This is a genomic window from Gaiella occulta, from assembly GCF_003351045.1.
GTDB lineage: Bacteria > Actinomycetota > Thermoleophilia > Gaiellales > Gaiellaceae > Gaiella > Gaiella occulta.
In genome coordinates this window covers 296,504-321,732 of the sequence record NZ_QQZY01000003.1, presented here as the reverse complement: position 1 = coordinate 321,732, position 25,229 = coordinate 296,504, and the positions used below count along the sequence as shown (strand labels likewise).

26 protein-coding genes, 4 tRNA genes, 1 other RNA gene and 1 pseudogene are annotated in these 25,229 nt (G+C 71.5%); 20 read left to right on the top strand and 12 right to left on the bottom strand.

The annotated features are described in order from the left end of the window. Window positions 1-153 precede the first annotated feature (153 nt). Both rfbF and ligD read right to left on the bottom strand, forming a co-directional pair. A pseudogene (gene rfbF / locus Gocc_RS17090) lies at window positions 154-889 on the bottom strand (glucose-1-phosphate cytidylyltransferase). Window positions 890-1,313: 424 nt separating this feature from the next. Beyond that, on the bottom strand, window positions 1,314-2,324 hold the full coding sequence (gene ligD / locus Gocc_RS08620; protein ID WP_114796117.1) for a non-homologous end-joining DNA ligase: 1,011 nt from the start codon (window positions 2,322-2,324) through the stop codon (window positions 1,314-1,316). A gap of 124 nt (window positions 2,325-2,448) precedes the next feature. On the opposite strand from ligD, the gene Gocc_RS08615 reads away from it, so the two are divergent. From Gocc_RS08615 to Gocc_RS08590, 6 genes are all read left to right on the top strand, one after another. Further along, entirely contained in the window at window positions 2,449-3,327 is an 879-nt protein-coding gene (locus tag Gocc_RS08615; protein WP_114796116.1) for an ABC transporter substrate-binding protein, read from the top strand. Between the two features lie 124 nt (window positions 3,328-3,451). Further along, window positions 3,452-4,186: an amino acid ABC transporter permease gene (locus Gocc_RS08610; protein ID WP_220150532.1), complete on the top strand. Its 735-nt coding sequence runs from the start codon at window positions 3,452-3,454 to the stop codon at window positions 4,184-4,186. Next, window positions 4,183-4,932 (top strand): amino acid ABC transporter ATP-binding protein, encoded by a 750-nt coding sequence (locus Gocc_RS08605; RefSeq protein WP_147281223.1) that lies wholly within the window; start codon window positions 4,183-4,185, stop codon window positions 4,930-4,932. The genes Gocc_RS08610 and Gocc_RS08605 overlap by 4 nt, the downstream gene beginning before the upstream one ends. A 26-nt stretch (window positions 4,933-4,958) precedes the next feature. Then, window positions 4,959-5,255 carry a co-chaperone GroES family protein gene (locus Gocc_RS08600; RefSeq protein WP_114796114.1) on the top strand — a complete coding sequence of 99 codons (297 nt, stop codon included), beginning with the start codon at window positions 4,959-4,961 and terminating at the stop codon, window positions 5,253-5,255. A 62-nt stretch (window positions 5,256-5,317) separates the two neighbouring features. Continuing rightward, window positions 5,318-5,408 (top strand) — tRNA-Ser (locus tag Gocc_RS08595). Window positions 5,409-5,626: 218 nt separating this feature from the next. After that, a tRNA-Ser gene (locus Gocc_RS08590) sits at window positions 5,627-5,715 on the top strand. Between the two features lie 55 nt (window positions 5,716-5,770). Here the strand turns inward: Gocc_RS08590 and Gocc_RS08585 are convergent. Beyond that, window positions 5,771-5,859: transfer RNA gene (locus tag Gocc_RS08585), tRNA-Ser, on the bottom strand. Window positions 5,860-5,913: 54 nt separating this feature from the next. After that, window positions 5,914-6,453, bottom strand: coding sequence for a c-type cytochrome (locus Gocc_RS08580; RefSeq protein ID WP_114796113.1), 540 nt, complete (start codon window positions 6,451-6,453; stop codon window positions 5,914-5,916). A gap of 74 nt (window positions 6,454-6,527) precedes the next feature. Here Gocc_RS08580 and Gocc_RS08575 point away from each other — a divergent pair, with 74 nt between their 5' ends. Both Gocc_RS08575 and Gocc_RS08570 read left to right on the top strand, forming a co-directional pair. Then, a complete protein-coding gene (locus Gocc_RS08575; RefSeq protein WP_220150530.1) occupies window positions 6,528-7,748 on the top strand; it encodes an aminopeptidase in 1,221 nt (406 codons plus the stop codon). Between the two features lie 40 nt (window positions 7,749-7,788). Further along, a tRNA-Val gene (locus tag Gocc_RS08570) sits at window positions 7,789-7,860 on the top strand. 275 nt (window positions 7,861-8,135) lie between these two features. On the opposite strand, the gene Gocc_RS08565 is transcribed toward Gocc_RS08570, so the two are convergent. Continuing rightward, window positions 8,136-8,414 (bottom strand): Rv3488 family transcriptional regulator, encoded by a 279-nt coding sequence (locus tag Gocc_RS08565; protein ID WP_422717989.1) that lies wholly within the window; start codon window positions 8,412-8,414, stop codon window positions 8,136-8,138. Between the two features lie 168 nt (window positions 8,415-8,582). Here Gocc_RS08565 and chrA point away from each other — a divergent pair, with 168 nt between their 5' ends. From chrA to Gocc_RS08535, 6 genes are all read left to right on the top strand, one after another. Then, window positions 8,583-9,788, top strand: a complete 1,206-nt coding sequence (gene chrA / locus Gocc_RS08560; RefSeq protein WP_114796111.1) for a chromate efflux transporter — start codon at window positions 8,583-8,585, stop codon at window positions 9,786-9,788. Between the two features lie 284 nt (window positions 9,789-10,072). Then, window positions 10,073-10,285 carry a hypothetical protein gene (locus tag Gocc_RS08555; RefSeq protein WP_114796110.1) on the top strand — a complete coding sequence of 71 codons (213 nt, stop codon included), beginning with the start codon at window positions 10,073-10,075 and terminating at the stop codon, window positions 10,283-10,285. 61 nt (window positions 10,286-10,346) lie between these two features. Next, an RNA gene (ffs, locus tag Gocc_RS08550) (signal recognition particle sRNA large type) lies at window positions 10,347-10,611 on the top strand. A 23-nt stretch (window positions 10,612-10,634) separates the two neighbouring features. Beyond that, complete coding sequence (locus Gocc_RS08545) at window positions 10,635-10,838, top strand: beta-eliminating lyase-related protein (protein ID WP_147281222.1); 204 nt, start codon at window positions 10,635-10,637, stop codon at window positions 10,836-10,838. A 40-nt stretch (window positions 10,839-10,878) separates the two neighbouring features. Continuing rightward, on the top strand, window positions 10,879-12,489 hold the full coding sequence (gene dnaX / locus Gocc_RS08540) for a DNA polymerase III subunit gamma/tau (RefSeq protein WP_114796108.1): 1,611 nt from the start codon (window positions 10,879-10,881) through the stop codon (window positions 12,487-12,489). Next, the gene (locus tag Gocc_RS08535) at window positions 12,489-12,812 is read left to right on the top strand and encodes a YbaB/EbfC family nucleoid-associated protein (protein ID WP_114796107.1); all 324 of its coding nucleotides are present in this window, start codon (window positions 12,489-12,491) and stop codon (window positions 12,810-12,812) included. The genes dnaX and Gocc_RS08535 overlap by 1 nt, the downstream gene beginning before the upstream one ends. 9 nt (window positions 12,813-12,821) lie before the next feature. On the opposite strand, the gene Gocc_RS08530 is transcribed toward Gocc_RS08535, so the two are convergent. Then, on the bottom strand, window positions 12,822-13,769 hold the full coding sequence (locus Gocc_RS08530) for a DMT family transporter (protein ID WP_114796106.1): 948 nt from the start codon (window positions 13,767-13,769) through the stop codon (window positions 12,822-12,824). Between the two features lie 72 nt (window positions 13,770-13,841). On the opposite strand from Gocc_RS08530, the gene Gocc_RS08525 reads away from it, so the two are divergent. From Gocc_RS08525 to Gocc_RS08500, 6 genes are all read left to right on the top strand, one after another. Continuing rightward, window positions 13,842-14,777: a LysR family transcriptional regulator gene (locus Gocc_RS08525; RefSeq protein WP_114796105.1), complete on the top strand. Its 936-nt coding sequence runs from the start codon at window positions 13,842-13,844 to the stop codon at window positions 14,775-14,777. A gap of 9 nt (window positions 14,778-14,786) precedes the next feature. Further along, window positions 14,787-15,377 (top strand): recombination mediator RecR, encoded by a 591-nt coding sequence (recR, locus tag Gocc_RS08520; RefSeq protein WP_114796104.1) that lies wholly within the window; start codon window positions 14,787-14,789, stop codon window positions 15,375-15,377. Between the two features lie 121 nt (window positions 15,378-15,498). Next, window positions 15,499-16,752, top strand: coding sequence for an aspartate kinase (locus Gocc_RS08515; protein ID WP_220150528.1), 1,254 nt, complete (start codon window positions 15,499-15,501; stop codon window positions 16,750-16,752). Then, window positions 16,745-17,710 carry an aspartate-semialdehyde dehydrogenase gene (locus Gocc_RS08510; RefSeq protein WP_114796103.1) on the top strand — a complete coding sequence of 322 codons (966 nt, stop codon included), beginning with the start codon at window positions 16,745-16,747 and terminating at the stop codon, window positions 17,708-17,710. The genes Gocc_RS08515 and Gocc_RS08510 overlap by 8 nt, the downstream gene beginning before the upstream one ends. Before the next feature lie 2 nt (window positions 17,711-17,712). After that, entirely contained in the window at window positions 17,713-18,552 is an 840-nt protein-coding gene (locus Gocc_RS08505; RefSeq protein ID WP_114796102.1) for a metallophosphoesterase family protein, read from the top strand. 386 nt (window positions 18,553-18,938) lie between these two features. After that, window positions 18,939-19,265 (top strand): hypothetical protein, encoded by a 327-nt coding sequence (locus Gocc_RS08500; RefSeq protein ID WP_114796101.1) that lies wholly within the window; start codon window positions 18,939-18,941, stop codon window positions 19,263-19,265. Between the two features lie 411 nt (window positions 19,266-19,676). Here the strand turns inward: Gocc_RS08500 and Gocc_RS08495 are convergent, their stop codons facing one another. Genes Gocc_RS08495 through Gocc_RS08470 form a run of 6 tightly spaced genes read right to left on the bottom strand, consistent with a single transcriptional unit; the run spans window position 19,677 to window position 25,158 of the window. Further along, entirely contained in the window at window positions 19,677-20,297 is a 621-nt protein-coding gene (locus Gocc_RS08495; protein WP_114796100.1) for a hypothetical protein, read from the bottom strand. A 4-nt stretch (window positions 20,298-20,301) separates the two neighbouring features. Beyond that, a complete protein-coding gene (locus tag Gocc_RS08490) occupies window positions 20,302-20,610 on the bottom strand; it encodes an Asp23/Gls24 family envelope stress response protein (RefSeq protein ID WP_114796099.1) in 309 nt (102 codons plus the stop codon). Next, entirely contained in the window at window positions 20,610-21,443 is an 834-nt protein-coding gene (locus Gocc_RS08485; protein WP_181813483.1) for a metallophosphoesterase, read from the bottom strand. Before Gocc_RS08485 ends, Gocc_RS08490 begins: the two co-directional genes overlap by 1 nt. 33 nt (window positions 21,444-21,476) lie before the next feature. Beyond that, window positions 21,477-22,358: a CoB--CoM heterodisulfide reductase iron-sulfur subunit B family protein gene (locus Gocc_RS08480; protein ID WP_114796097.1), complete on the bottom strand. Its 882-nt coding sequence runs from the start codon at window positions 22,356-22,358 to the stop codon at window positions 21,477-21,479. Further along, on the bottom strand, window positions 22,355-23,461 hold the full coding sequence (locus Gocc_RS08475; RefSeq protein WP_114796096.1) for a succinate dehydrogenase/fumarate reductase iron-sulfur subunit: 1,107 nt from the start codon (window positions 23,459-23,461) through the stop codon (window positions 22,355-22,357). The genes Gocc_RS08480 and Gocc_RS08475 overlap by 4 nt, the downstream gene beginning before the upstream one ends. Further along, the gene (locus Gocc_RS08470; RefSeq protein WP_114796095.1) at window positions 23,461-25,158 is read right to left on the bottom strand and encodes an FAD-binding protein; all 1,698 of its coding nucleotides are present in this window, start codon (window positions 25,156-25,158) and stop codon (window positions 23,461-23,463) included. Before Gocc_RS08470 ends, Gocc_RS08475 begins: the two co-directional genes overlap by 1 nt. Between the last annotated feature and the right edge of the window lie 71 nt (window positions 25,159-25,229).

Below are 25,229 nucleotides of genomic sequence, written 5' to 3'. Positions count from 1 at the left end.
TTTCCACACACTCAGCGTGCGGTCAAGTCCGGGACCAGTGTTCGGCCTGAACGCCCCCGGGTTGTCTGGAGGACGCTCCGCCTCACCACCCCCGATGGCCCAACCCCTACCCCATGTTCCCGGCGACGGGGATCCTCGCCGGTTGGACCACGGTCACCACACCTGCCACGGCGGGTTGCCGGATGCCCACTCAGCCTCGAGCACCCTCTCGTCTCGGATCGTGTCCATGCTCTGCCAATAGCCACGGTGCCGGAAGGCGGACAGCCGCCCTTCCTGGGCCGACCGCTCGAGCGGCCCGGCCTCGAACGACGTCGAGTCGTAGGGGATGTAGTCGATCACCTGTGGCTCCAGCACGAAGAACCCGCCGTTGATCCAGCCACCGTCGCCGTCGGGCTTCTCCTTGAAGTGGGTGATCGTCGTCTCCTCGTGACCCAGGGCATGGGCTCCGAACCGGCCCGGCGGTTGAACCGCCGTCAACGTCGCGAGCGCACCCTGCTCGCGACGGAACGCGATCAGAGCGCCGATGTCGACGTCGCTCACGATATCTCCGTAGGTGCAGCAAAAGGACTCGCCGCCGGCATACTCCGCGACGCGCTCGAGGCGTCCGCCCGTCATCACCGACTCGCCCGTCGATCAGCGACACGGTTCACGGCTCTTCGCCGTTGTCGCGCAGCGTCTCCATCGGGTGTGCGCGAAGATCGAAGCGAACATCGGAGCTGTTGAGGTGGTTGCGGGCAAAGAAATCCTTGATCATCTCGCCCTTGTACCCGCAGCAGATGACGAAGTCGTTGATCCCGTAGGCGGAATAGATCTTCATGATGTGCCACAGGATCGGGCGCCCGCCGATCTCGACGAGCGGCTTCGGACGCACGCCCCTCTCTTCGGCAATACGCGTCCCGAAACCACCTGCAAAGAGACAGCCTTCACGCCGTACCGCCCAGGCGAGGCACCTGCTCGAGCGTCCGCAGGGCGACGGAAGGCCACTGGACCTCGTCCAGCATCAGCTTGTCGGATCGGCTCATTTCGACGCACCGTAGCGATCCCGCTGGACGGCACTGCGCCGGGACACCGCGGCTCGACGACGGGCTCGAGCCGTCGTCGCAGGGCGGTTTAGTCCGGGAAGTGACCATGTCCGCTCTCACTCTCGCCACCAGAGCGGTTTTCTCAAGCGGGAACGGTGGCTAGGCGAGAACGCGCCTTCCGCACGGAGCGGGCGGGAACTGGCTGCGATGACCTTCGGAACCCACGGAGGCGCGGCGACGACGCGCGTTCCGCCCGTACTCGACCTCGACGACGCGCTCCCGCGCCTGAAGTCAGTCCCGCTCGCGGCGCCGCGACGGCTGCACGCGCGGCGGCTCGCCCGGCATCTTCGGGAAGTTCGGCGGGTACGGCGCCTCGCCGATGCCGGCCGCCTCCTCGCGCGCGACCCACTCGAGCAGCGCACGCAGGTCGCCGGCGGCGCCGTCGATCCCGGCCTGCACGTCGCCGAGGCGGGCGAACCTGCCCGGCATCGTCGGCAGTGTGAAGTCCTCGGTCTCCACATCGGGCAGCTCGTCCCACGTCACCGGCGCCGACACGGTCGCGTCCGCCCGTGGCCGCACCGAGTAGGCGGAGGCGATCGTGCGGTCGCGCGCGTTCTGGTTGTAGTCGATGAAGACCTTCTCGCCCCGCTCCTCCTTCCACCACGCCGTCGTGACGAGGTCGGGCAGCCGCCGCTCGACCTCGCGTGCGAACGCGAGCGCGCAGCGGCGCACGACGGGGAACTCCCATCGCGGCTCGATGCGCACGGCAACGTGGATGCCGCGGTTTCCGGACGTCTTCGGCCAGCCGCTGCAGCCGATCTCGGCGAGCGTCTCGCGCACGACCCCCGCCACGCGCTTCGCGTCGGCGAACGACGTGCCCGGCTGCGGGTCGATGTCGATGCGCAGCTCGTCGGGATGCTCGCTGTCGGGCCGGCGCGACGGCCATGGGTGGAAGTCGATCGTCGCGAGATTCGCCGCCCACACGACGTGGGCGAGCTCGGTCACGCACAGCTCGTCCGCGTGCCGTCCGGACGGGAACGTGACGCGCGCGACCTCGATCCAGTCGGGGCGCTTCTCGGGCACCCGCTTCTGGTAGATCTGCTCGCCCTCGATGCCGTCGGGGAAGCGGCGCAGCTGCGTCGGCCGCTCGCGCAGCGCCCGCACGATGCCGTCGCCGACCGAGAGGTAGTAGTCGACGAGGTCGCGCTTGGTGTGGCCGGCGGCGGGGAACAGCACCTTGTCGGGGTTCGTGATCTTGAGGGCGCGGCCCTCGACCTCGATCTCGACGAACGGCGACGCCATCTCGCGAGTGTCTTTCGCGCGCTTCGGCCGCACCCCTGCGAGGCCACTTTCCGAGCTGAAGCAACGACCGTGCTAGCCTCGGGCGATCGGTTTTTCGCAACGACCCCGAGGAGCGGTGGATCCCATGCGCAAGGCCCTTCTGGCGCTCGTGGCGCTCGTCCCGGTGCTCGCCGTCGTCGCGGCCGCCTCGGCCGCCCCCGCAGCCCCCGCAGCCCCCGCCGGCATCCCCGGCTGCTCGATCGACTCGCTGAAGCTGGTCGAGGGCGGCGTCCTCACGATCGGTGCCGACAACCCGGCCTTCCCGCCGTGGTTCGGAGGCGACGAGAAGACGAAGCCGTGGAAGGTCAGCGACCCCTACAGCGGCAAGGGCTACGAGTCCGCCGTCGCCTACGCGGTCGCGAAGCAGCTCGGCTTCGCGAGGGCGGAGGTGAAGTGGACGCCGGTGCCGTTCAACAACTCGTACGCGCCCGGCAAGAAGCCGTTCGACTTCTACATCACGCAGGTGTCGTACAAGCCCGAGCGCGCGAAGGCAGTGGACTTCTCGAAGTCGTACTACTTCGTCAACCAGGCCGTCGTCGGCCGCAAGGGCAAGCCGATCGCGTCGGTGCGCTCGGTCGCCGGCCTGAAGCGCTTCAAGCTGGGCGCGCAGCTCGGCACGACGAGCTACGACACGATCGTCGACGTGATCAAGCCGGCCACGAAGCCGCTCGTGTTCGACACCAACGACGCCGCGGTGAAGGCCTTGAAGAACGGCCAGATCGACGGCATCGTCGTCGACCTGCCGACGGCGTTCTTCGTCACCGCCGTGCAGGTGCCCGACGGGAAGATCATCGGCAAGCTGGCGACCAGGGGCACGAAGGAGCGCTTCGGCCTCGTCCTGCAGAAGGGCAGCCCGCTGACGAGGTGCGTCAACAAGGCGCTCGACCGCCTGTGGGCGAACGGGACGATCGGGAACCTCCAGCGCATCTGGCTCGCGCGGGCCGGCGCGCCGGATCTCAGGTAGAGACCCCGGACTGAGCGGGAACCGGAGCTCCAGGGTTCTCGGCGGCGCGACCGTCCGCCTCTCACGCGAGGCGCGGACGGTCGCGATCGCCCTCCTCTCGACGGTCATCTTCGCCGGCGCCGTCGTGCTGCTCGTCACGCGGTCGCCCGGATGGGCGGAGTTCAAGGCGTATTTCTTCGACGGGACGTACTACCGCGAGTCGTTCCCCGAGATCGCCTCGGCGTTCGTCGTCAACGTCAAGCTGTTCCTCGTCGCCGAGGGGATCATCCTCCCGGCCGCGCTGCTGCTCGCCGTGCTGCGCAGCCTGCCGGGCCCGGTGTTCTTCCCGCTGCGCGCGCTCGCGGTCGTCTACACCGACCTGTTCCGCGGCATCCCGACGATCCTCGTCATCTTCATGCTCGGGTTCGGGATGCCGGGCCTCGGCGTCTCGTGGATCCCCCGGTCCCAGTTCTTCTGGGCGGTCGTGGCGCTCGTGCTCGTCTACTCGGCCTACGTGTCCGAGGTCTACCGTGCCGGCATCGAATCGGTGCACCCGAGCCAGTCCGCCGCCGCGCGCTCACTCGGACTCTCGCACGGCCAGACGCTGCGCCACGTGGTCGTGCCCCAGGCCGTCCGCCGGGTCGTCCCGCCGCTCCTGAACGACTTCATCGGCCTGCAGAAGGACACCGCCCTCGTGGGCGCCCTCGGCGTCGTGGAGGCCTTCCGGCAGACGCAGATCGACCAGGCCGCCACGTTCAACGGCACCTACTACCTCGTCGCGGCGACGCTGTTCGTCGCGATCACGATCCCGCTCGCACGGTTCACCGACTGGCTCGTCGCCCGCGACCGGCGCCGGCGGCAGGCGGGGAGGCTCGTGTGAGCGTGCCGGCGCTCCAGCTCGAGGGCGTGCGCAAGTCGTTCGGGAAGCTGGACGTGCTGCGCGGCATCGACCTCACGGTCGCCGAGCACGAGGTCGTGTGCCTGATCGGCGCGTCCGGATCCGGGAAGTCGACGCTGCTGCGCTGCGTCAACCTGCTCGAGCCGATCGACGCCGGCCGCATCGTCGTCGCCGGCACGGAGATCAGCGCCGGCGCCGTCGACGTCGATCGCGTGCGCCGCGGCATCGGGATCGTGTTCCAGGCCTTCAACCTCTTCCCGCACATGACCGTGCTCGGCAACGTGACGCTCGCACCGCGCAGGGTGCTCGGGCGCTCGCGCGCCGAGGCGGACGCCCATGCCGAGGCCCTGCTCGAGCGCTTCGGCCTCGCCGACAAGCGCGACGAGTTCCCCGACCGGCTCTCCGGCGGCCAGCAGCAGCGTGTCGCGATCGTGCGGGCGCTCGCCATGCGGCCCGCCCTGCTGCTGCTCGACGAGGTGACGAGCGCGCTCGACCCTGAGCTCGTGGCCGAGGTGCTCGACGTCGTCCGCGAGCTCGCGGCGGAGGGCATGACGATGGTGATCGCCACGCACGAGATGGGCTTCGCCCGCGACGTCGCGCACCGTGTCTGCTTCCTCGACCAGGGCGCGATCCTCGAACAGGGAACGCCCGAGCGCATCTTCAGCGCGCCGCGGGAGCCGCGCACGCAGCAGTTCTTGCAGCGCATCGTCGATGCCGGCCGCCTCTAGAAGCCTTCACGGAGTACGCTTCGAGCATGATCCAGGAGCCGCAGCGCATCGACGTGTCGATCGAGCCGCTCGACGAGTACCTCGTCGTGCAGCCGACGAGCGACGAGACCGAGACGCGCGCGGGACTGATCCTGCCCGCATCCGCCGCCGCGGCAGCGGCCTGCCGCACGGGGATCGTCACCGCCGTCGGCGCGGAGCCGAACGGGATCGAGCCGGGCGACAAGGTGCTGTACCCGCGCGAGGCCGGCTACGACGTGCGGCTCGGCGGCATCGAGGTGAAGCTGCTCAAGCGCACCGACCTCATCGGGCGCATCCACGACTGAGCCGGGCCGAGCGGAGGTCGCTCCAGGCCGGCGCCGGATCGTCCGATATCCTTGTCGCTCCCGGAGAAGTGGCCGAGTGGCTGAAGGCGGCGCCCTGCTAAGGCGTTATGGGGGTGAATGCCTCCATCGAGGGTTCGAATCCCTCCTTCTCCGTTGCACAGGCCGTCTGCGGGATCCCGATCTCCCTGCCTCGGGGCTCTCCCGGCGTCAGCGGGTACGCTCTCGGCGCCTCTCGCCCGTTCCGCCGCGACGAGCGCAGGGAGGCCGGCACTCAGGTGCAACGGAGAAGGGGCAACTCCGGCACTCCGGCGATCCTCGACGACGCAGGCCGAGCGGCGACCGCGGCGCGCAGGCTAGGCTTTCACGCGCTCGGAGAGGTGGCAGAGCGGTCGAATGCGGCGGTCTCGAAAACCGTTATCCGTCGTAAGGCGGATCGAGGGTTCAAATCCCTCCCTCTCCGCTCACAGCCAGACGCGGAGACGTGAACGGGGCCCCGGGCGGGGCCCCGTTCTCGACGGAGAGGGCGGGATTTGAACCCGCGACGCAGCTTTCACCACGTACGCGATTTCCAGTCGCGCTCCTTCGGCCGCTCGGACACCTCTCCGGACCGCACAAGGGTACCCGTCGCGGCGAGGAGCCCCGACCGCACCCTCCGGCGCTAGCTGCCGGCGACGGACGACACGTACGCCGCCACGTCCTTGATCTGCTGCTCGTCGAGCTGGCCCTTGAAGGGCGGCATCGCGCCCCGGCCGTTCGTGACGCGCGTGACGACGAGATCGTAAGCCGGCTTCGCCTGGTCGAGGTTCGGCCCGACCGTGCCGTTGCTGCCGGCGCCGGCGAGCGTGTGGCAGCCGCCGCAGCCGGCCGATGCGAACACCTGCTTGCCCGCGGCCGCGTCGCCCGCGCCGCCGGCGGCGGGCGCAGTCTCGGCCGGGGTCGTCTCCGCCGGGGTCGTCTCCGCCGGGGTCGTCTCGCCGGCCGCCGCCTTCTCCACGTCCTGCGTCGAGGTGACCCAGTAGACGGCGCCCATCTGCGCGACGAACAGCGCGGCCGTGACGACGACGAACGTGCTCACGTTGCGCGGAAAGTCCGGGTTGCGGCGCGGGACGACGATCGCCGTGACCAGCGCCCAGGCGATGAACACCCCGGCGACGATGATCAGCGTGACCTTCCCGGTGGTCGTGATCTCGAGGAGCACGGGGGCAAGCTACCACGGCGCCCGGGGGGATGACCTCCGAAGCGACGTGGAAGATCCGGGCTATGGTGGCCTCCGTGACAGCTGACGAGCGCCTCGACCGTTACGCGCGCCTGGCTGTCCAGGTCGGCGTCAACCTGCAGCCGGGCCAGCTGCTGCGCGTCGCGGCCCACCCCGATCATCTCCCGCTCGCGCGTGCGATCGCCCGCGTGGCGTACGAGCTGGGAGCGCGGTACGTCGAGGTCGTCTACCCGGACCCCCATGTCCGGCGCGCGCGCATCGAGCACGCCGCGGAGGAGACGCTCGACTGGTCGCCGCCGTGGACGCTCTCCCTGATCGACGAGCTCGCGGCGTCGCACGGGGCGACGATCTCGATCGGCGGCGATCCCGAGCCGGAGCTGTTCGCCGACCTCGATCCGGCGCGGATCGCGAGGACGCGCGGCCGGCTCATCGCCGAGCGCCTTCTCAGGGCGGCGAACGACCGCGTGATCGCCTGGACGATCGTCGGCTACCCGAATCCGGGCTGGGCCGAGGCGGTGTTCGGCGAGCCGGACGTCGAGCGGCTCTGGGATGCCGTCGCGGTGGCGACCCGCCTCGACGAGCCCGATCCGATCGCGGCATGGTGGGCGCACATCGCACGCCTGCGCGAGCGGGCGGCGCTGCTCGACGAGCGCCGCTTCGACGCGATCCGCTTCAACGGCCCCGGCACGGATCTCACGGTCGGCCTGATGCCCGAGTCACGCTGGCTCACGGGCGCCGAGGAGACGCTGGACGGCCTCCGTCACGTCGTCAACATGCCCACCGAGGAGGTATTCACGACGCCGCACCGGCTCAGGGTCGACGGGGTCGTGCGCTCGACGATGCCGCTCGCCGTCAACGGCCAGGTCGTACGGGGCCTCACCGTGCGCTTCGAGGGCGGCCGGGCGGTGGAGGTGAGCGCGACGGCAGGCGCCGACGTCGTGCGCGAGGAGATGCGCACGGACGGCGGCGCCTCGTTCCTCGGCGAGGTCTCCCTGGTCGACGGCGAGTCGCGGGTCGGCAAGACGGGAATCGTGTTCCTCGACACGCTCTTCGACGAGAACGCGGCCTGCCACATCGCCTACGGGCAGGGCATCACCCGCGCGATGGACGGCGCCGACGGCGTGCCGGTGGAGGATCTCGTCCCACGCGGCTTCAACGACTCGATCGTGCATACCGACTTCATGATCGGGGGGCCCGACGTGGAGGTGGACGGCATCGAAGCCGGCGGCACGGCGGTGCCGCTCCTGCGCGGAAACGAGTGGGTGCTCCCCTCCTGAGGGGCGAGAGCTCCGCGTCCGCTAGCCTTAGAGCCCTCCCGGGCGCATAGCTCAGCGGGAGAGCGCTCGCTTCACACGCGAGAGGTCCCTGGTTCGATCCCAGGTGCGCCCATCAGCGGAAACGGTTCAAAAGAGCCATTTCTGGCGTGGTTCAGCCCAGCGTCCCACGTGGTACCCACATTCTTGCGGCCCGTGCGTACCTGGGTCTCGTACCGGCGAGGAGCGCCATCCGCGCGAGCTCGATTCCCGACCACGACGGGGAGGGGAGGAATCCCACGCGCACCGTCCAGAGCCGCCGGCATCGCCGCAGCAGCACGAGCGTCAGGCGAGGATGACGCGCCCGGCGTCATACACCTGGGGCGGGACGTGAGCGAAGAAGGTGGGCGCCTAGAGAACCTCGTCGGCGAGCTCGCGAAGCGCGCGCTTGCCCTCTTCGAGGGCTCGCTCGCCGTCCCGGGTGGAGCGGTAGACGCGGCGGGTGCGGCCCGCGACGACCGTGCGCTCGGAGCGGAGCAGTCCTTCGCGCTCCAGTCGGTGCAGGGTCGGATACAGCGTCCCTGGGCTGATCCGGTAGCCATGGCGGGCGAGCTCGTCGCTGAGCCAGGCTCCATGCACACCGGTTTCGCCGGCGTGATGGAGGATGTGCAGCTCGATGGCGCCGCGCAGGAAGCGGTTGCGTGAGACGTCGACCTCGACGACGTCCTCACGTCGACGGTCGACCGTGCCGGCCGGCATCTCCCCGGCCTTCACGGTGAGCCCGCGTGGATCGGCTTCCGCTGCCATGGTTCGCGCTCCTCTCTGCTCCGCAGGCGTCCGTCTTGATATCGTCTTTCGATGTCGGGAAACGATATCGAAACAGGTGCGCCCGCCCCGGCGCCGGCGGAACGTCGTCAACCCGGCCGTGTCCGGCTGGCGACGATCGCCCGCGAATGGGGCCGCATCGGCGCTGTCGGTTTCGGCGGCCCTCCCGCCCACATCGCACTTCTTCGCCAGCTCTGTGTCGAGCGGCGACGCTGGATCAGCGCGGCCCAGTTCGAGGACGGGATCGCGACGGTCAACCTTCTCCCGGGACCGGCCTCGACGCAGCTCGCGATCTACAGCGCCTGGCGTCTGCGCGGCCCGCTGGGTGCGATCGTCGGCGGCGTCTGCTTCATCCTCCCGGGCCTCGTTCTCATCCTCGCCCTCGCCGCGCTCTTCCTCGGCTCCCCGCCTGCATGGGTGCGCGGCGCCGGCAGCGGAGCGGGATCGGCGGTGGCCGCCGTCGCGGTGCAGGCAGGCCTGGCGCTGATCGGCCCGGCCTGGGCGAGAGCCGGCGGGCGGCGCCGCGCCCGCCTCGCCGCCTACGGCCTGCTCGGCGGAGTGGCCGCAGCTTCGATCGGGCCCTGGCTCGTCGCCGTCCTGCTCGGCTGCGGGCTCGTGGAGCTCGCATGGCAGCGCGGCTCTCGACGTGCGCTCCTCCTGCTCGACCCGCGGCCGCTCGTGTCCGCCACGGCCGCCGCCGGCGGCCTCGGCGCACTCGCCTGGGTCGCGTTCAAGGTGGGCGCTCTCTCCTACGGTGGCGGCTTCGTCATCGTCCCGCTCATGCAGTCCGACGCGGTCGACCACTACCGGTGGATGACCGGCGATCAGTTCCTCAACGCCGTCGCGCTCGGCCAGGTGACGCCAGGTCCGGTCGTCCTGACGATCGCGGCCGTCGGCTACGCCGCCGCCGGCGTCGGCGGCGGCCTGCTCGCAGCCCTGTTCGCCTTCTTGCCGTCCTTCTCGCTCGTCCTGCTCGGCGCCAACCGCTTCGACCGCCTCGTCCGCAACGACGGCATACGCGCCTTCCTCGACGGCGCCGGCCCGGCCGCGATCGGAGCGATCATCGGCTCTGCCCTCCCCCTCGCGCTCGCCTTGCACCAGCGCTGGCAGTACGCCCTCCTGGCGGCGTCCGCGATCAGCCTGCTCGTCGCGCGCCGCGGGGTCGTCCTCACGCTGCTTCTCGCCGGCGCCGTCGGTGTCGCCGCGGCGCTGCTCGGCGCGCCCGTCGGCAGCACCTGATCGGACGTGCCGGTCGGAGATCCACCCACGACGACCACGAGCACCGCACGCGGCACGGTAGTGCGGGTCGAGCCAGGCAGCCCGGCCGGGCGCAGTCGCCGTGGGCGAACGGGCTCGTGCAACTCGTCGTCCGCCCATCCGTCCGTGCGGCCGCGCCCGGACGCCATCCCGGTCTGCGCGACCGCTGGCAGCCGACCTCCGGGCGGCGTAGGCTCTTCCGGTAGCACGACGGAGCAGGCCCTCGGGCAGGCGACGTCTGAACGCCTACGGAGCAGGAACCGGACATGAGCACGCTCTGCCGCATCGGCATCCATCGCTGGTCGTTCAGCACGCAGGTACGCGAGGAGCCGGGCGAGCGCACGGAGACGGAGATCATCCGCGTTCGCTGTGATCGCGACGACTGTGCGCGCTACGGCGGCTGGAGCGTCGTCCACCGCGAGACGCGCGTCCGCTTCGCCCCGCACGGCTCCGGCGACTCGCCCTTCCGGACCGTCTAGGAAGCGCTCCGGCGTCTTACGGTCGCCGTCCTCTCGGCGCTGCTACGCTCGACGGGCCCGGTCGCGCTAGGTGGGGAGGCAGCGGTTCCCTGAACCCGAAATCCGCTCCAGCGGGACCGAACGCCGTCCGAGGGGCGGCTTCATCGGGATTGGGTCTGCGCACGAGGTGTTGACAGGCAGGGTCCCGCGCACTGGGAGCGTTCGAACCGCGTCAGGTCCGGAAGGAAGCAGCGCTAAGGACTCCCTCCCAGGTGCCGCGGCTCCGCCCCGCCCGAGCCGGCGACGCAGGTTCCTCCGGGGAAGCTCGCTTCGACGACGGAGCGCGCGACCGGGCGTGAGAGCAGGCTCCGTGGAAACCCCGATGCCCGCCGCCGCCACGGCGGCTCTCACCACGGTCGTGTTCACGACCGTCTGCGCGGCGCTCGAGCGTCTGATCGCCTCGCACGGCGCGGAGAGCGTCCCGCTCGTGATGGTCACGATCACGAACAACCCCGGCGCAGGGCAGCCCGCCCGGCTGCGGCACTTCACCGCGCGCTTCGAGCCCGCGCCCTGACACGCCCGTCCGCGCCGCCGCCGTCTGCGACAATCGCCGTGTGACCGCTCTCTACCGCAAGTACCGGCCGCTCGACTTCGGCCACGTCGTCGGGCAGGAAGCAGTCGTGCGGACGCTGCGCAACGCGATCGCGGGCGACCAGGTGCGCCAGGCGTACCTGTTCGCCGGCCCACGCGGGACCGGCAAGACGTCGATGGCACGCATCCTCGCGAAGGCGCTGAACGCCGACGGCGGCCCGAACCCCGACTTCGACCCCGGCGCCCCGATCGCGCGGGCGATCGCCGACGGCGGCTCGCTCGACGTGATCGAGATGGACGCCGCCTCGCAGCGCGGCATCGACGACGTGCGCGAGATCCGCGACCGCGCCATCCTGCAGCCGGTCGAGGGGCGCTACAAGGTCTACATCGTCGACGAGGCGCACCAGCTCACCGACGCCGCCTGGAACGCGCTGCTGAAGCTGATCGAGGAGCCGCCGCCGCACCTCGTGTTCGTGTTCTGCACGACCGACCTGCACAAGGTGATCGCGACCGTGCGCTCCCGCTGCCAGACGTTCGTGTTCCAGCGGCCGCGCCTGCAGGAGCTCGTCGCCGTGCTGCGCCGCGTCTGCGACGGCGAGGGCATCGACGCGCCCGACGCCGCGCTCGCGCTCGTCGCGCGCGGGGCGCGCGGCTCCTTCCGCGACGCGGTCTCGACGCTCGACCAGCTTGCCGCCGCCAGCGGGCGCACCATCTCCGTGCAGGATGTGCTCCAGCTCGTCGGCGCCGTCGAGGAGGACATCCTCTTCCGCCTCTGCGACACGATCGTCGACCACGACGGCGCCGGGGCGCTGATGCTCGTGGAGGAGCTCGCCGACCAGGGCCAGGACATCGGCCAGCTCGTCGTCGAGCTGCTCGACCACCTGCGCTGCCTGCTGCTCGTGCAGCACATCGGCCACGTGCCGGACTCGGTGCCCGTCACCGAGGAGACGCGCGAGCGGCTGCGCGAGCAGGCGAACCAGATCCCCGAGCCCACGGTCGTGCGCCTGATCGACCTGCTCGCCGTCGCGCTCGAGGACAAGCGGCAGGGAGGCGATCCGCGCCTGCCGCTCGAGCTCGCGCTCGTGAAGGTGACGCGTCCCCACGGCGACCTTTCGCACGCCTCGCTCGCCCACCGCGTGGAGCTGCTCGAGGCGCGCCTCGCCGCAGGGCCGGCCGCCGCCGCCAGTCGACCCTCCGCGCCGCCTGCTCACGCAGCTGCAGACCCCGTCCCCCCCGCCGCGCCGGCCGACACGCCGCCCCCGGCCTCCCTGCCGCCGCTCGAGCTCGAGCAGCTCGGCGACGCGTGGCAGCGGGGCGTCGTCGAGGCCGTGCGGGAGCGCTCGATCCCGATCGCGACGCTCCTCGGCGAGGCCCGCCCCGTGGCGATCGCGGCCGACACGGTGACGATCGAGTTCGCGCCGGCGGCGGCGTTCCACCGGGCGCAGGTCGAGGATCCGAAGAATCTCGCCCTGCTGCGCGACGCGCTCTACCAGGTGACGGGCCGCAGGCTCGCGATCGAGACCACGATCGGGACGGCGGACGAACCGGCACCGGCCGACGAGACGCTCTCCGAGGAGAGCCTCATCTCCCTGCTCAAAGACACGTTCGACGCCCAGGAAGTGGAGGAGCACTGATGGCCAAGTTCGACATGAACGCGATGCTCAAGCAGGCACAGCAGATGCAGCAGCAGATGATGGAAGCCCAGGAGCAGGCGCGCAAGGAGGTCGTCGAGGCGTCCGCCGGCGGCGGCATGGTGACCGTGAAGGCGAACGGCGGCGGCGAGATCGTCGAGATCCGCATCGACCCGAAGGCCGTCGACCCCGACGACCCCGAGATGCTCGCCGACATCGTCATGGCCGCCGCGAACGAGGCGCTCCGCTCCGCCTCCGACCTCGTCGAGGCGAAGATCCGCGGCCAGATGCCCGACCTCGGCGCGCTCGGCATCCCCGGCCTGTAGAGACAGCTCCTACGCCGCGTCGACGAGAGCGACCCGCGCCGCGGCCGCCGGCTCGGGCGCCGCCGCGGGCACGAGCCGCAACCGCCGGCGGCGACGCGGCGCCTGCAGCACGGCGATCGCGGCGACGACGAGGGCCGCGCCCACGAGCTGCGCCGGCGTCAGCCGCTGCCCGAGCACGACCGCCGCGAGCGCGATCGTCACGGGCACCTCCACGGTCACGAGCAGAGACGCCGTCGACGGCCCGACGAGGCTGATGCCGCCGAGGAACGCCGTCACGGCGACGACGGAGCCGACGAGCGCCGCCGCCACGAGCGACACGATCCCCGTCGGACCCCCGACGAGGCCGAGCGTGCCACCCGCGGCGGCGACCACGACGAACGTCGCGGCCACACCCGACGTGAGCACGGCGGTGAGCGCGATCGGGTCGGCATCGCGCAGCAGGCGGTCGGAGAGGAGGATGTAGGCCGCATAGGCGAGCGCCGATCCGAGGGCGAGCACGATCCCGAGCGCATCGGGATCGGCGGCGCCGCCCCCGACGAACGCGACCCCGGCGAAGATCGCGGCAAGGGCGACGACGCGCCTGCCGGTGAGCCGCTCGCGCCCGGCGAGGGCGCCGACGCCCACGACCAGGGCGAGATGCGCGTAGTGCACGAGCGACGCGAGCGGCGCCGAGGTGCGCTCGAGCGCGGCGAAGAAGAGGAACGAGTCGGCGGCGTAGACGACGACGCCCAGCGCCAACGCGGCCGCGACCGTGCCTCGCGAGAGCGTGCGCAGCCTCCGGCCGGCGACCAGCAGCAGCACGATCGCCGCGAGCAGGTAGCGCCACCCGAGCACGCCCGTCAGCGCCGCGCCGTGCCGGTAGGCGATCTGCACGAGCACCGGCGAGGCGGAGAAGGCGACGCCGGCGAGCAGGCAGAGCGCGACGCCGATGCGCTCGCGAGTGCGAAAACGTGCCATGCCTCCAAGGTACGTGCGCTCGACATCAAAGTCTCACCTGAGTTATCTTCGTGATCTGAAGGATTTGCCTATATGACGCTGCAGCAGCTCTCCTACTTCCTCGCCACCGCGGAGCACGGCTCGTTCACGGCCGCCGCCCGCTCCCTCTACCTGACGCAGCCGTCCGTGTCCGAGCAGATCCGCCAACTCGAGGCGGAGCTCGGCATCGCGCTGTTCGCGCGCGCCGGGCGCGGTCTCGTGCTGACCGAGGCGGGAAGACGCTTCCGCCCCGAGGCCGAGCGCGTGCTGGCGGACGTCGAGCGGGCGCGGGAGTCCGTCGCGGAGATTCGCGAGCTGCGCGGCGGGACGCTCAGCTTCGGCATGTTCGGCACCGCCTCGGCCTACCTGATCGCCGACCTGGCGGCCGACTTCCGGCGGCGGCACCCGGACGTGCGGCTTCGCCTCGTCGGCCTCAACTCGTCCGAGGTGGCGGACCAGGTGCGCGACGGGGCGCTCGAGGCCGGGCTGATCGTGCTCCCGATCGACGACCGCGGGCTCGATCTGCGCGTCGCGCGGCGCGAGGAGCTCGTGATGATCAGCCGCGATCCCGGGCGCGTCTCCGCGCCGGTGACGAACGAGCAGCTCGGCGAGGCGCCCCTGATCCTGTTCGACGCGCAGTACGGCGCGGACGACCCGATGCGCCGGCAGCTCGTCGAGCGCGCCCAGCGCGCGGGCGTGGCGCTGCAACCGGTGATCGAGGTCGAGAGCATGGAGGCCGCCGTCGCCCTCGCCGCGCGCGGGCTCGGCGACACGATCGTCCCGCGCGCCGCGTTCGCGAAGCGCAACGCCCGCTCCCTGCACGCCGTGTCGTTCGACGAGCCGCTCTACGACACGTTCGCCTTCATCGCGCGGCGCGACGCGCCGCTGTCGCCGGCGGTGCGCGCCTTCATCCCGATCGTCGAGCGCAGGCTCGACCGTCTCGCCGAGACGGCGCTGTATGCGGCCGGGCCGTCCGAAGCGGACGGGTAACGTCAGGCCGTGCTCATCCCCTCCCTCGACAACCTCGTGGCCCAGCTCACGCGCCTGCCGGGCATCGGCACCCGCACCGCGCAGCGGCTCGCCTTCCACATCCTCTCCGTGCCGGCGGAGGAGGCTCTCGCCCTCGCCCACGCGCTCGAGGACGTCAAGGAGCGTGTCCGCTTCTGCCGCGACTGCGGCAACCTCACCGAGGAGGAGCTGTGCTCGGTGTGCACCGACCCTCGGCGCGATCGCACGCTCGTGTGCGTCGTCGAGCAGCCGGTGGACGTCGTCTCGCTCGAGCGCACGCACGAGTACCGCGGCCTCTACCACGTGCTCGGCGGCTCGCTCTCGCCGCTCGACGGCGTCGAGCCCGGCGACCTGCGGATCGGGCAATTGCTCCATCGCGTCGAGCAGGGCGGGATCGAGGAGGTCGTGCTCGCGACGAACCCGAACATGACCGGCGAAGCCACCGCCGCCTACCTCGCCGACCGCCTGCGCGACCGCGTCCGCGTCACGCGGCTGGCGAGCGGCCTGCCCGTCGGCGGCGACCTCGAGTACGCCGACGAGGTGACGCTCGGACGGGCGCTGTCGGGCCGCCGCCCCGCCTGACGGCCGCCATCTCCCGTACGAGCGCCCGCGCCGGCGTCCGTGCCTCCCGTCGGAGCCGGCGGACCTCCGGGTCTGCGCGTGCAGGCGCGTCCGGAACGTGCCCATTCCCTACACTGGCCGGATGGTCGCCACCGGCTACGAGGCCGTCCCCGCCGTCGCCCCCGGCGCCGTGCCGCGGCACGACAGCCTCGTCGTGATGAAGTTCGGCGGCACGTCCGTCGGCGACACCGAGCGCCTGCGCGCCGTGGCGGAGCGGCTTGCGGCGGCGCGGGACGCCGGACACCGCGTCGTCGGCGTGCTGTCGGCGATGGGGCACACGACCGACGAGCTGCTCGACCTCGCCCACGCGGTGTCGGCGCGCCCGCAGCCGAGGGAGCTCGACATGCTCGTGTCCGTCGGCGAGCGCGTCTCGTGCGCCCTGTGCGCGATGGCGCTGATCGACCTCGGCCATGCCGCCGTCTCGCTCACCGGCTCGCAGGCCGGCATCGTCACCGACACGGTGCACGGCAAGGCGAAGATCGTCGAGGTGCGCGCGCAGCGCATCCACGAGGCGCTCGACAGGGGCGAGATCGTCCTCGTCGCCGGCTTCCAGGGCGTGTCGACCGAGTCCGAGGTGACGACGCTCGGACGCGGAGGCTCCGACACCACCGCCGTCGCGCTCGCCGCCGCCCTCGGCGCCGGCACGTGCGAGATCTACACCGACGTCGAGGGCGTGTTCACGGCCGACCCGCGCATCGTCCCTGCCGCCCGCAAGCTCGATAGGCTCACCTACGACGAGATGCTCGAGCTGGCGGCGTCCGGGGCCGGCGTGCTCCAGCTGCGGTCGGTCGAGTTCGCGCGCAACCACGGCGTCACCCTGCACGTCCGCTCGACGTTCACCGGGACGGACGGAACCTGGATTCTCGAGGAGGACGAACGGATGTTGGAGAAGGCGATGATCTCCGGCGTGGCACACACGCTCGAGGAGACGGTCTACCGCGTCGAGGGCGTGCCCGCGGCGCGCCTGTTCTCGGCGCTCGCCGACGCGCAGGTGAACGTCGACACGATCGTGCAGACCGGGCCGGAGATCGTCTTCTCCGCCCCCGACGGCGACCGGGTCGCCGCCGCCGAGACGCTCGACGGCCTCGGCGCGCGCTGGAGCGCCACCGAGGACCTCGGCAAGGTGAGCGTCGTCGGCGCCGGCATGAAGAGCCATCCCGGCATCGCCGCGAAGACGTTCGCGACGCTCGAGGCCGCAGGCATCGAGCCGCGCGTCGTGAGCACGTCGCCGATCAAGATCGCCTGCCACGTCGGCCGCGACGAGGTCGAGCGCGCGGTCGTCGCGCTGCACGAGGCGTTCGCGCTGCAGGTCGCCGGAGGGCGCAGCGATGGGTAGCCCCCGCATCGGCGTCGTCGGAGCGACCGGCGCCGTCGGCACGATCACGCTCGAGCTGCTCGCCGGGCGCGGCTACCAGGTGCGCGCGTTCGCCTCGGCCCGCTCCGCCGGCACGCGCCTGCCGTTCGGAGACGGCGACATCCTCGTCGAGGAGGCGACCCACGAGGCGCTCGGCGCCGGCGACATCGACCTGTTCCTGTTCTCGGTCGGAACCGGGGCGAGCCGCGAGCTCGTGCCCGTCGCCGCCGGCGCCGGGGCGATCTGCGTCGACAAGTCGTCCGCCTACCGGCTCGTCGACGGCTACCCGCTCGTCGTGCCGGAGGTCAACGGCGCGCGCGCGCTGGAGGCGCTCGAACGCGACCGCATCGTCGCCAACCCGAACTGCTGCACGATCCCCCTCACGTGCGTGCTGAAGCCGCTGCACGACGCGGCCGGCCTCAGGCGCGTGCGCGTCGCGACGTACCAGTCGGTGTCGGGCGCCGGCGCCCAGCGGATGGAGGCGCTGCGCGCGGAGCCGACCGCCGAGCACAACCTGGTGATGGACTGGTCGTGGGAAGGCGACGAGTCCGACGAGGAGTCGAAGCTGCGCGCGGAGACGCGCAAGATCCTCGAGCTGCCGGAGCTGCCGATCAGCGCCACCTGCGTGCGGGTGCCCGTGCTCGTCGGACACTCCGAGGCGATCTGGATCGAGCTCGAGGAGCCCCTGTCGCCCGAGCGGGCAACCGAGCTGCTGCAGCAGGCGCCGAGCGTCCGCGTGCTCGAGCTGCCGGCGTTCCCGACGCCGAGGGACGCCGCCGGGGGCGACGAGGTGCTCGTCGGGCGCATCCGCCGCGACACCGCCTCCGAGAACGGTCTCGCGCTCTTCCTCGCGAACGACAACCTGCGCAAGGGCGCCGCGCTGAACGCGATCCAGATCGCCGATCTGCTCCTCGGCGTCGCCGCTGAGCCGAGCCGGTAGCCATGCGCCGTGCAGCGGTGCTCGCCACGGTCGCCGCGATCGCGACGGCCGGCGTGCCTGGATCCGCGCTCGGAGCGCCCACGACGGGCGTCCGACTGCTCGCCGTCGGAGACATCGCCTCGTGCTACTCGGACGGCGACGGGCAGACGGCGGCGCTCGCCTCCGCGCTGCGAGGGCCGATCGCCGTGCTCGGCGACATCGCCTACGAGTACGGGAGCGCATCGGATTTCGCGAATTGCTTCACCCCGAGCTGGGGTCGTCTCGTGCCGCGGATCCGGGCCGCGCTCGGGAACCATGACTACGGCACGGGCACCGCCCGGGTCGCGATCCGGCTCTTCCGGTTGCCGCCGCAGGGCTGGTACAGCTACGAGCTCGGCGGCTGGCACGTCGTCGTGCTGAACTCCAACTGCGACGAGGTCGGCGGCTGCGGCCGGGGTTCGCCCCAGTGGCGTTGGCTCCGGGCCGACCTTGCGTCACACCCCGCCCGCTGCACGCTCGCCTACTGGCATCAGCCGCGCTTCAGCTCGGGCGAGCACGGCTCCAACACCGCTGTCGCGCCGCTCTGGAACGTCCTCGCGCAGGCGAGGGCGGAGGTCGTGCTGCAGGGGCACGACCACGACTACGAGCGCTTCGCGCCGCTGAACGGCATCCGCTCCTTCGTCGTCGGCACGGGCGGCAGGAGCCACTACCCGTTTGCTGCTGCGCTTCGCGGGAGCGTCGTCCGCAACGACGACACCTTCGGCGTCTTGCAGTTGACGCTGCGGCCGAGCGGTTACGACTGGCGTTTCGTCCCCGTCGCCGGAAAGGTGTTCACCGACGCCGGGACGGGACGCTGCCGGTAGAACATCGACTCTGCCGTGGGCCCCACGGCAACCCGGAGACCGGCCGCCGCGACCACCGCATGCGAGCGTTCCGGCACGTCGGCGCCCGGCCGACGGCAGCGCACGCAGCCCATCACGAGCCGGCGCGCCGCGGACGGCTATCTGTGACAATCGTCACATACATGCGGAGCAGGCGCGCTCGCAGGGAGGTCAGCCGCCGGCAGGGGACGCTTGTCGCCGGCGTGAGACGACCGCCGGACCGTGGGGGCTCCGGCTCCGAGCGCCGCGCACCGCGCGCCGCGCCGGGCGCTTGTGACACTTCGTCACACGCTACGTTCGTGCGGGTGGAAGAGAGCCGGCACAGAATCGGCACACAGCTGTGACGGGACGCGTGGAACGCTTGGTTCGTGGAGTTCGCACCAAGGATCGACCGCAGGCTCGTCACGGCCGTCACGCGCGCCGGCGACCTCCACTCTTCCGCGGCGGTGTGGCGGAAGCTGCGGCGGCGAGCGGTCCGGCTCCGGGTCGCGACCCCGTGCTACGAGAGCGTCCGCCGACTCGTCGTCGCCGAACGAGAGCGCCGGGCGGAGCTCGCGGCAACGCTCCTCACGATCCTCGAGATAGGAGCCCGGCGTATCCCGGCGCTGCCCGAGCACGTCTCACGCATCCACAGGCGCCACCTCGCCCTCGCGAGGAGCGGAGCACGCACGCTCTCTCCCGCCCGCGCCCCCTGACCGCCTCCCCACCATGTCGACATCCGCTTCGCGCGCCTCGCCCGGCGACAGCTCCCGGAGAGCCCGGCGATCGCGCAAGCAGACGATGCCGGAGCATCCCGCTCGTGCTCGCTCGGGCCGGTGAGCTCCCGCGGCGGAGACGCCCCCTCCGCACCGTGCCCGTGATCGGCGGAGCCCGGGAGCGTCACCCGAACCGGCGGCGGGCGCCTCGACGAGCTTTGCCCAGGCCGCCCCGGGCGGAATCCCGTTCACGGTCGGGCCGAGGCGGTCATATCACCGGGAATCGCGACCGTTCGAGTCGGAGCGACGCGCCTGACGCGCGTGGGAGCGCACCACACCGTCCCGGACCCCGCCGCAGCAGCAGCCGCGACGGACGCCGGCCGACACGTCCGGCCGCAGGGCCGGATCCGGCTACGAACGTGGCATCGGCGTGGGTGCCGGCGTGAACGCCTCCTGCACGACGCGAAGCACCCTGGAGCGCCGGCCCTGCTCGACGGGAGCGAGCCCGGCCAGCTCCAGCCGGCACAGCTCGACCCTCCCCTGCTCGCGCACGGTGGCGAAGCCGAAGGCGTCGAGGAAGTCGCGCGGGAACACGGTGCGGTGGACGAGGAAGCGCTCCTCCGTCGTCTCGCCGGCGTCGTAGCGGTACGCGAACGCCTCGAGCGCCCTCGCGCCCCGGTCGCGCGCCTCGCCGATCGCGGCGAGCAGCAGCGACTTCTCGACCCACTCGGCCGCCCCGCCGACGAGGTAGGCGCACGTCACGAGCACGGCGTCGTCGGACGGAGGGCCGGCCGGGAGATCGGCGGCGCGGGGAAAGAGCCCGGCGGGGCCGTACTGCATCGAGCCGAGCACGCTGCCGTCGTCGTCGTGGTAGATCGTGCCCCACTCGCCCCAGTCGTCCTCCGCACGCTCCATCCAGCGCTCCTTCGACGCCGTGCGGTTGCCGCGCGACTGCCACCAGACGCAGTCGCGGCAGACCGCGGGAGCGGTTGTGAGCGTCCCCCGGCCGAGACCCTCGACGCGCGAGGTCACGGCGCTACTCCGCCGCCGGAGGGCCGACCTCGTCGACGATCACGTCGACCGAGCGCAACGAGACATCGGCCATGCGACCCAGGTACTCGGACACGCGCTCCTGCACCGCGCGCCCGACGGTCGGGACGTTCGCGCCCCAGTCGACGGCGATGTGGAGCTCGAGCGCGACCGCGCCGCCGCCCTCCGTCACCTTGACCCCCTTGTGACGTGGACGCGGACCGTCCACGACGCCGCGCACGCCGTCGATCTCGCATGCGGCGTCGGCCGCATAGCTCGCGAGGACGTCGGTCGAGATCGAGGAATGCCCTTCCATCACGACGATTGTTGCAGGCGCGGCGCACCGGGGCGCAGCACGAGCTCCGTCACCTCCGGCCGCGCGAGCAGGCGGAAGGGGACGAACGTCGTTCCGAGCCCCGGCGAGACGTGCAGCACCCCCGCGGGACGGCGGTGGACGCCCTGGAGATCCCGCACGCCCGGGTGGGCGAGCGTGACGCGCCCCCGCGGAGTCGGGATCACGATCTGCCCGCCGTGCAGGTGACCGGCGAGGATGAGGTCGAACGAGCCCGCCGGCAGCCGCCGCGTCACGTCCGGAAAGTGGCACAGCAGCAGCCGCAAGTCCGCGCCGCCGCGTGCGAGCGCGACCGGGCTCGCCGTCCGCCGCTGGAACGTCTCGGGATCCACCCCCGCAATCGAGACCGTCGTCCCGCGGAGCTCCACGGTGACGGTCTCGTCGCGCAGGAGCACCGCCTCGTGGAGATCGTCGAGCTCCGCGCGGCGCGAGAACGGGTCACGCGTGACGGCGACGTCGTGGTTGCCGAGGACGACGTACGGGCGGCCGAGCCGGGCCAGCAGGAGCCGCAGCGCCCGTTCCCCCCTCGGGTGCGACACGAGGTCGCCGGTGACGCAGACGAGCTCGGGCCGCCGCTCCTCGACCCATGCGACGGCGAGCTCGGCGGCGACACGCCCGCGCGAGACGACGCCGAGGTGGAAGTCCGACAGGTGCGCGATGCGCAGGCCGTCGAGCGCCGGCGGCAGGCCCGCGATCTCGACCTCGACGACCCGGCGCCTGAGCCAGCCCGCCTCGAACCAGCCGTACGCGAGCACGCCGAGGACGACGATCGCAACCCCGACGAGCAGCGCCGCCACGAGCACCTGGAGCGCGGCCGCGACGCGGCTGCGCTACACGCTCAGCTTCTCGACGACCGGAGCCACGGACACGACGTGGCGCCGGAACTTCAGCTCCGAGTCCGTCAGGCCCGCGGCGACGCCGACGAGCTGCGACAGGTGCAGGATCGGCATCTGGAAGTCCTTGCCGGTCTTCTTCTTCAGCTTCGACTGCCAGGCGTCGAGCGAGAGGTGGCAGAGCGGGCACGGCGTCACCATCGCGTCGGCCCCCGCCTCCTTCGCCTGCTCGATCGGCTGGATCAGCTCCGCCAGCGCCGTGTCCTCGCGCGCCTGGATGATCGGGAAGCCGCAGCACTTGATCTTGGCCGGGTAGTCGATCGCCTCGCCGCCGCACGCCTCGATGATGCGCTCGAGCGAGGTCGGCTTGTCGGGATCGTCGAAGCCCATCAGCTTGGACGGGCGCAGGATCTGGCAGCCGTAGAACGGCGCCACCTTGAGCCCCTTGAGGCCCTTGTGCGCGACGGCCTGCAGCTCCGCGAACGACTCGCCCGCGATCAGCCACAGGAAGTGCTTCACCTCGACCGTGCCAAGGTAGCGCGGCACGCCCACCTGCTCGAGGTTGTCGTTGACGCGTTCGCGCAGGCCGGTGTCGATCTGCAGCTGGTAGTTCGCCTGGCGCAGGTTGAGCGTGCAGACGTTGCACACCGTCATCAGCGTGTCGCACCCCGTCGCCTCGGCGTAGGAGAGGATGCGCGCGTTCAGGTGCAGGTAGTAGTCGGGCTCGGCCTCGTGGATGTCGCCGGCGCCGCAGCACGTGACCGACTCGAGCTCGAGCAGCTCGTAGCCGACCTTGGGCGCGAGTGCCCGGGTCGAGATGTCGAGCTCCTTCGCGGACAGGGATGCGAGGCACCCCTTGTAGTAGGCGACCTTCTTCACGTGGCAGCGACTCCCTCGGACTCCTCACGCTCGCTCGGCAGGAACGGACGCGGCGCCGAGTCGGGCTCGTTGTACGGATCACGCCCACCCGCCGCCTCGTGGTGGGCCTCGATGCGGCCGAGCGCCCTCTCTCCCTGCACGATGCCGGCGGCGCCGTCGCGCCCCTGCGCCTTGACCAGGTCGAAGAGCGCGCGCGATTCGTGCACGTCGGCGGCGACGTGCGGCGGGAACGGCGGCGGCACCTTGCCCTTGACGGCGAGCCCCATCGCGAACTTCACTTCCTTGATCGACGCGATGATGCCCTGCGTCTTGGGGACGAGCTCCGTCTCGCGCAGCCAGCCCGTCGTCTTCGCGGAGGTGACGAACCACTTGGCATGCCGGGCGCCCATGTCGCGGTCGATCCCGTTCTTCATCGCCTCGGCGCCGAGCTTCGCGATCGCATCGCGCGGGTCGACGCCCTTCGGGCAGCGCTCGTTGCAGAAGTAGCAGCGGGTGCAGTCCCAGAGGCCGTGCGGCTCGGAGTAGCGCTCGAGCCGCTCGATCGTCGCGCCGTCACGCGGGTCGCCGACGAAGCGCATGCCCTTGGCGAGCGCGGCGGGCCCGAGGAAGTCCGGGTCGGATTCCATCGAGTTGCACTCCGACACGCAGCAGCCGCAGTTGATGCACAGCGATTCCTTGTGGATCACGTCCATCTGCGGCTGCGAGACGACGTTCTCGCGCTCCTGCGCCTGGTCGTAGCGCGGCCGCAGGTACGGGTCGACCGCGCGCATCTTCTGCCAGAAGGGCTCCATGTCGACGACGAGGTCCTTGACGATCGGCAGGTTGCCCATGGCCGAGATAACCGGCACGTGGCCCGCCTGCGCGATCTCGTACATGCGCGTCTTGCACGCGAGCACGGCGCCGCCGTCCATGCGCATGCCGCAGGAGCCGCAGATCATCATGCGGCAGCTCTTGCGATAGGCGAGCGAGCCGTCGTGGCGATCCTTGACGATGTCGAGGCAGTCGAGCAGGGTCGCCTCCTCGGGCGCCGTGATCTCGTACTCCTTGAGGGCGCGGTCGCCAGTCTTCGCGTCGTAGCGCCAGATCTTCAGGCCGACCTGCATCAGTACTTCCTCTCCATCGGCTCCCACTGCGTCATGCGCACCTCCTTGTAGGAGAGCTCCGGCCCGTCGCCCACCCAGCGTGTGATCGAGTGCTTGAGGAAGTTCTCGTCGTCGCGGTCGGGGAAGTCGTACGGCCGGGAATGGGCGCCCCGGCTCTCCTTGCGGGCGCTGCCCGCCTGCAGCATGCAGGAGGCGAGATCGAGCAGGTAGCCGAGCTCGATCGCCTGCGTCAGGTCGCTGTTGAAGACGTCGCCCTTGTCCTCGACGACGACGCCGCGCTCGTAGCGCTCGCGCAACCCGTGGATGATCTCGATCTGCGCCTCCATCTTCTCGGCCCTGCGGAAGACGCCGAAGTTCTCGAGCATCGACCGGCCGAGCTCGTCGCGGATCACCCACGGCCGCTCGCCGTCGCTGTTGTCGAGGATCGACTTCACCCACCGCTCCGCGTCGGCACGCGCCGCCTCGCCCGCACCGCCGGCGGCCGGCGCCGACAGCGCATACTCGGCCGCCGCGTGACCGGAGCGCCGGCCGAACGTGATCGTCTCCATCAGCGAGTTGCCGCCGAGGCGGTTCGCACCGTGGACGGAGACGCACGCGGCCTCGCCGGCGGCGTAGAGACCCTCCACCTCGCTCAGGCCCTGGCTGTCCGTCTCGATGCCGCCCATGTGGTAGTGGGCGCCGGGCCGCACGGGGATCGGCTCGTAGATCGGGTCGACGCCCGCGTAGGTCATGGCGAGCTCGCGCGAGCCCGGCAGCTTGGTGAGGATCTTCTCGGGGCCGAGGTGGCGCAGGTCGAGATGGACGTTGCCGTCGATGCCGCGTCCCGCTTCGATCTCCGTCGTCTCGGAACGGGAGACGACGTCGCGCGAGGCAAGCTCGAGCGCGTTCGGGGCGTAGCGCTGCATGAAGCGCTCGCCCTCCTTGTTGAGCAGGTAGCCGCCCTCGCCGCGGCAGCCCTCGGTGATGAGGATGCCGCTCGGGTACATCGTCGTCGGGTGGAACTGCATGAACTCCATGTCCTTCAGCGGCACGCCCGCGCGCAGCGCCATCGCCATGCCGTCGCCGGTGCAGGCGTAGGCGTTCGTGGTGACGCGGTAGATACGTCCCGCTCCGCCCGTCGCGAGGATCACGGCCTTGCCGGTGTGGAGCTTGACGCCTCCGTTGAGGAGATCCCAGCTGATCACCCCGGTGCAGCGACCGTCCTCGATGACGAGGCTGAAGGCGAAGAACTCCTCGTACACGCGCATGCCCTCGGCCATACGCTTCTGCAGCTGCTCGTACAGCACCTGGATCAGCACGTGGCCGGTGATGTCGGCCGCATAGACGGTGCGCGGCGAGCCCGCGGCACCGAACGGGCGCTGGTCGAGCCTACCGTCCGCGTTGCGCGAGAAGAACGCGCCCCAATGCTCGAGCTGGTAGATGTCGCCCGGCGCCTCGCGCGTGAAGATCTCGATCGCGTCCTGGTCGCCGAGGTAGTCGGAGCCCTTGACGGTGTCGAAGGCGTGCTTCTCGGGGCTGTCCTCGGCCGTGTTGCCGAGCGCCGCGTTGATCCCCCCCTCGGCCGCGCCGGAGTGGCTGCGGGTCGGGTGCAGCTTGGAGATGACGCCGACGTTCGCGCCCCTGTCGTGCGCTTCGATGGCTGCTCGCATACCGGCGCACCCGGCGCCGACGACGAGAACGTCGTGCATCGCTTCCATCACCGAGGACGCTACCTGATCGAGCCGCAGGTGCGTCCGTCGAACCCGCGGCCGGAGCGCGCCTCGGCCGC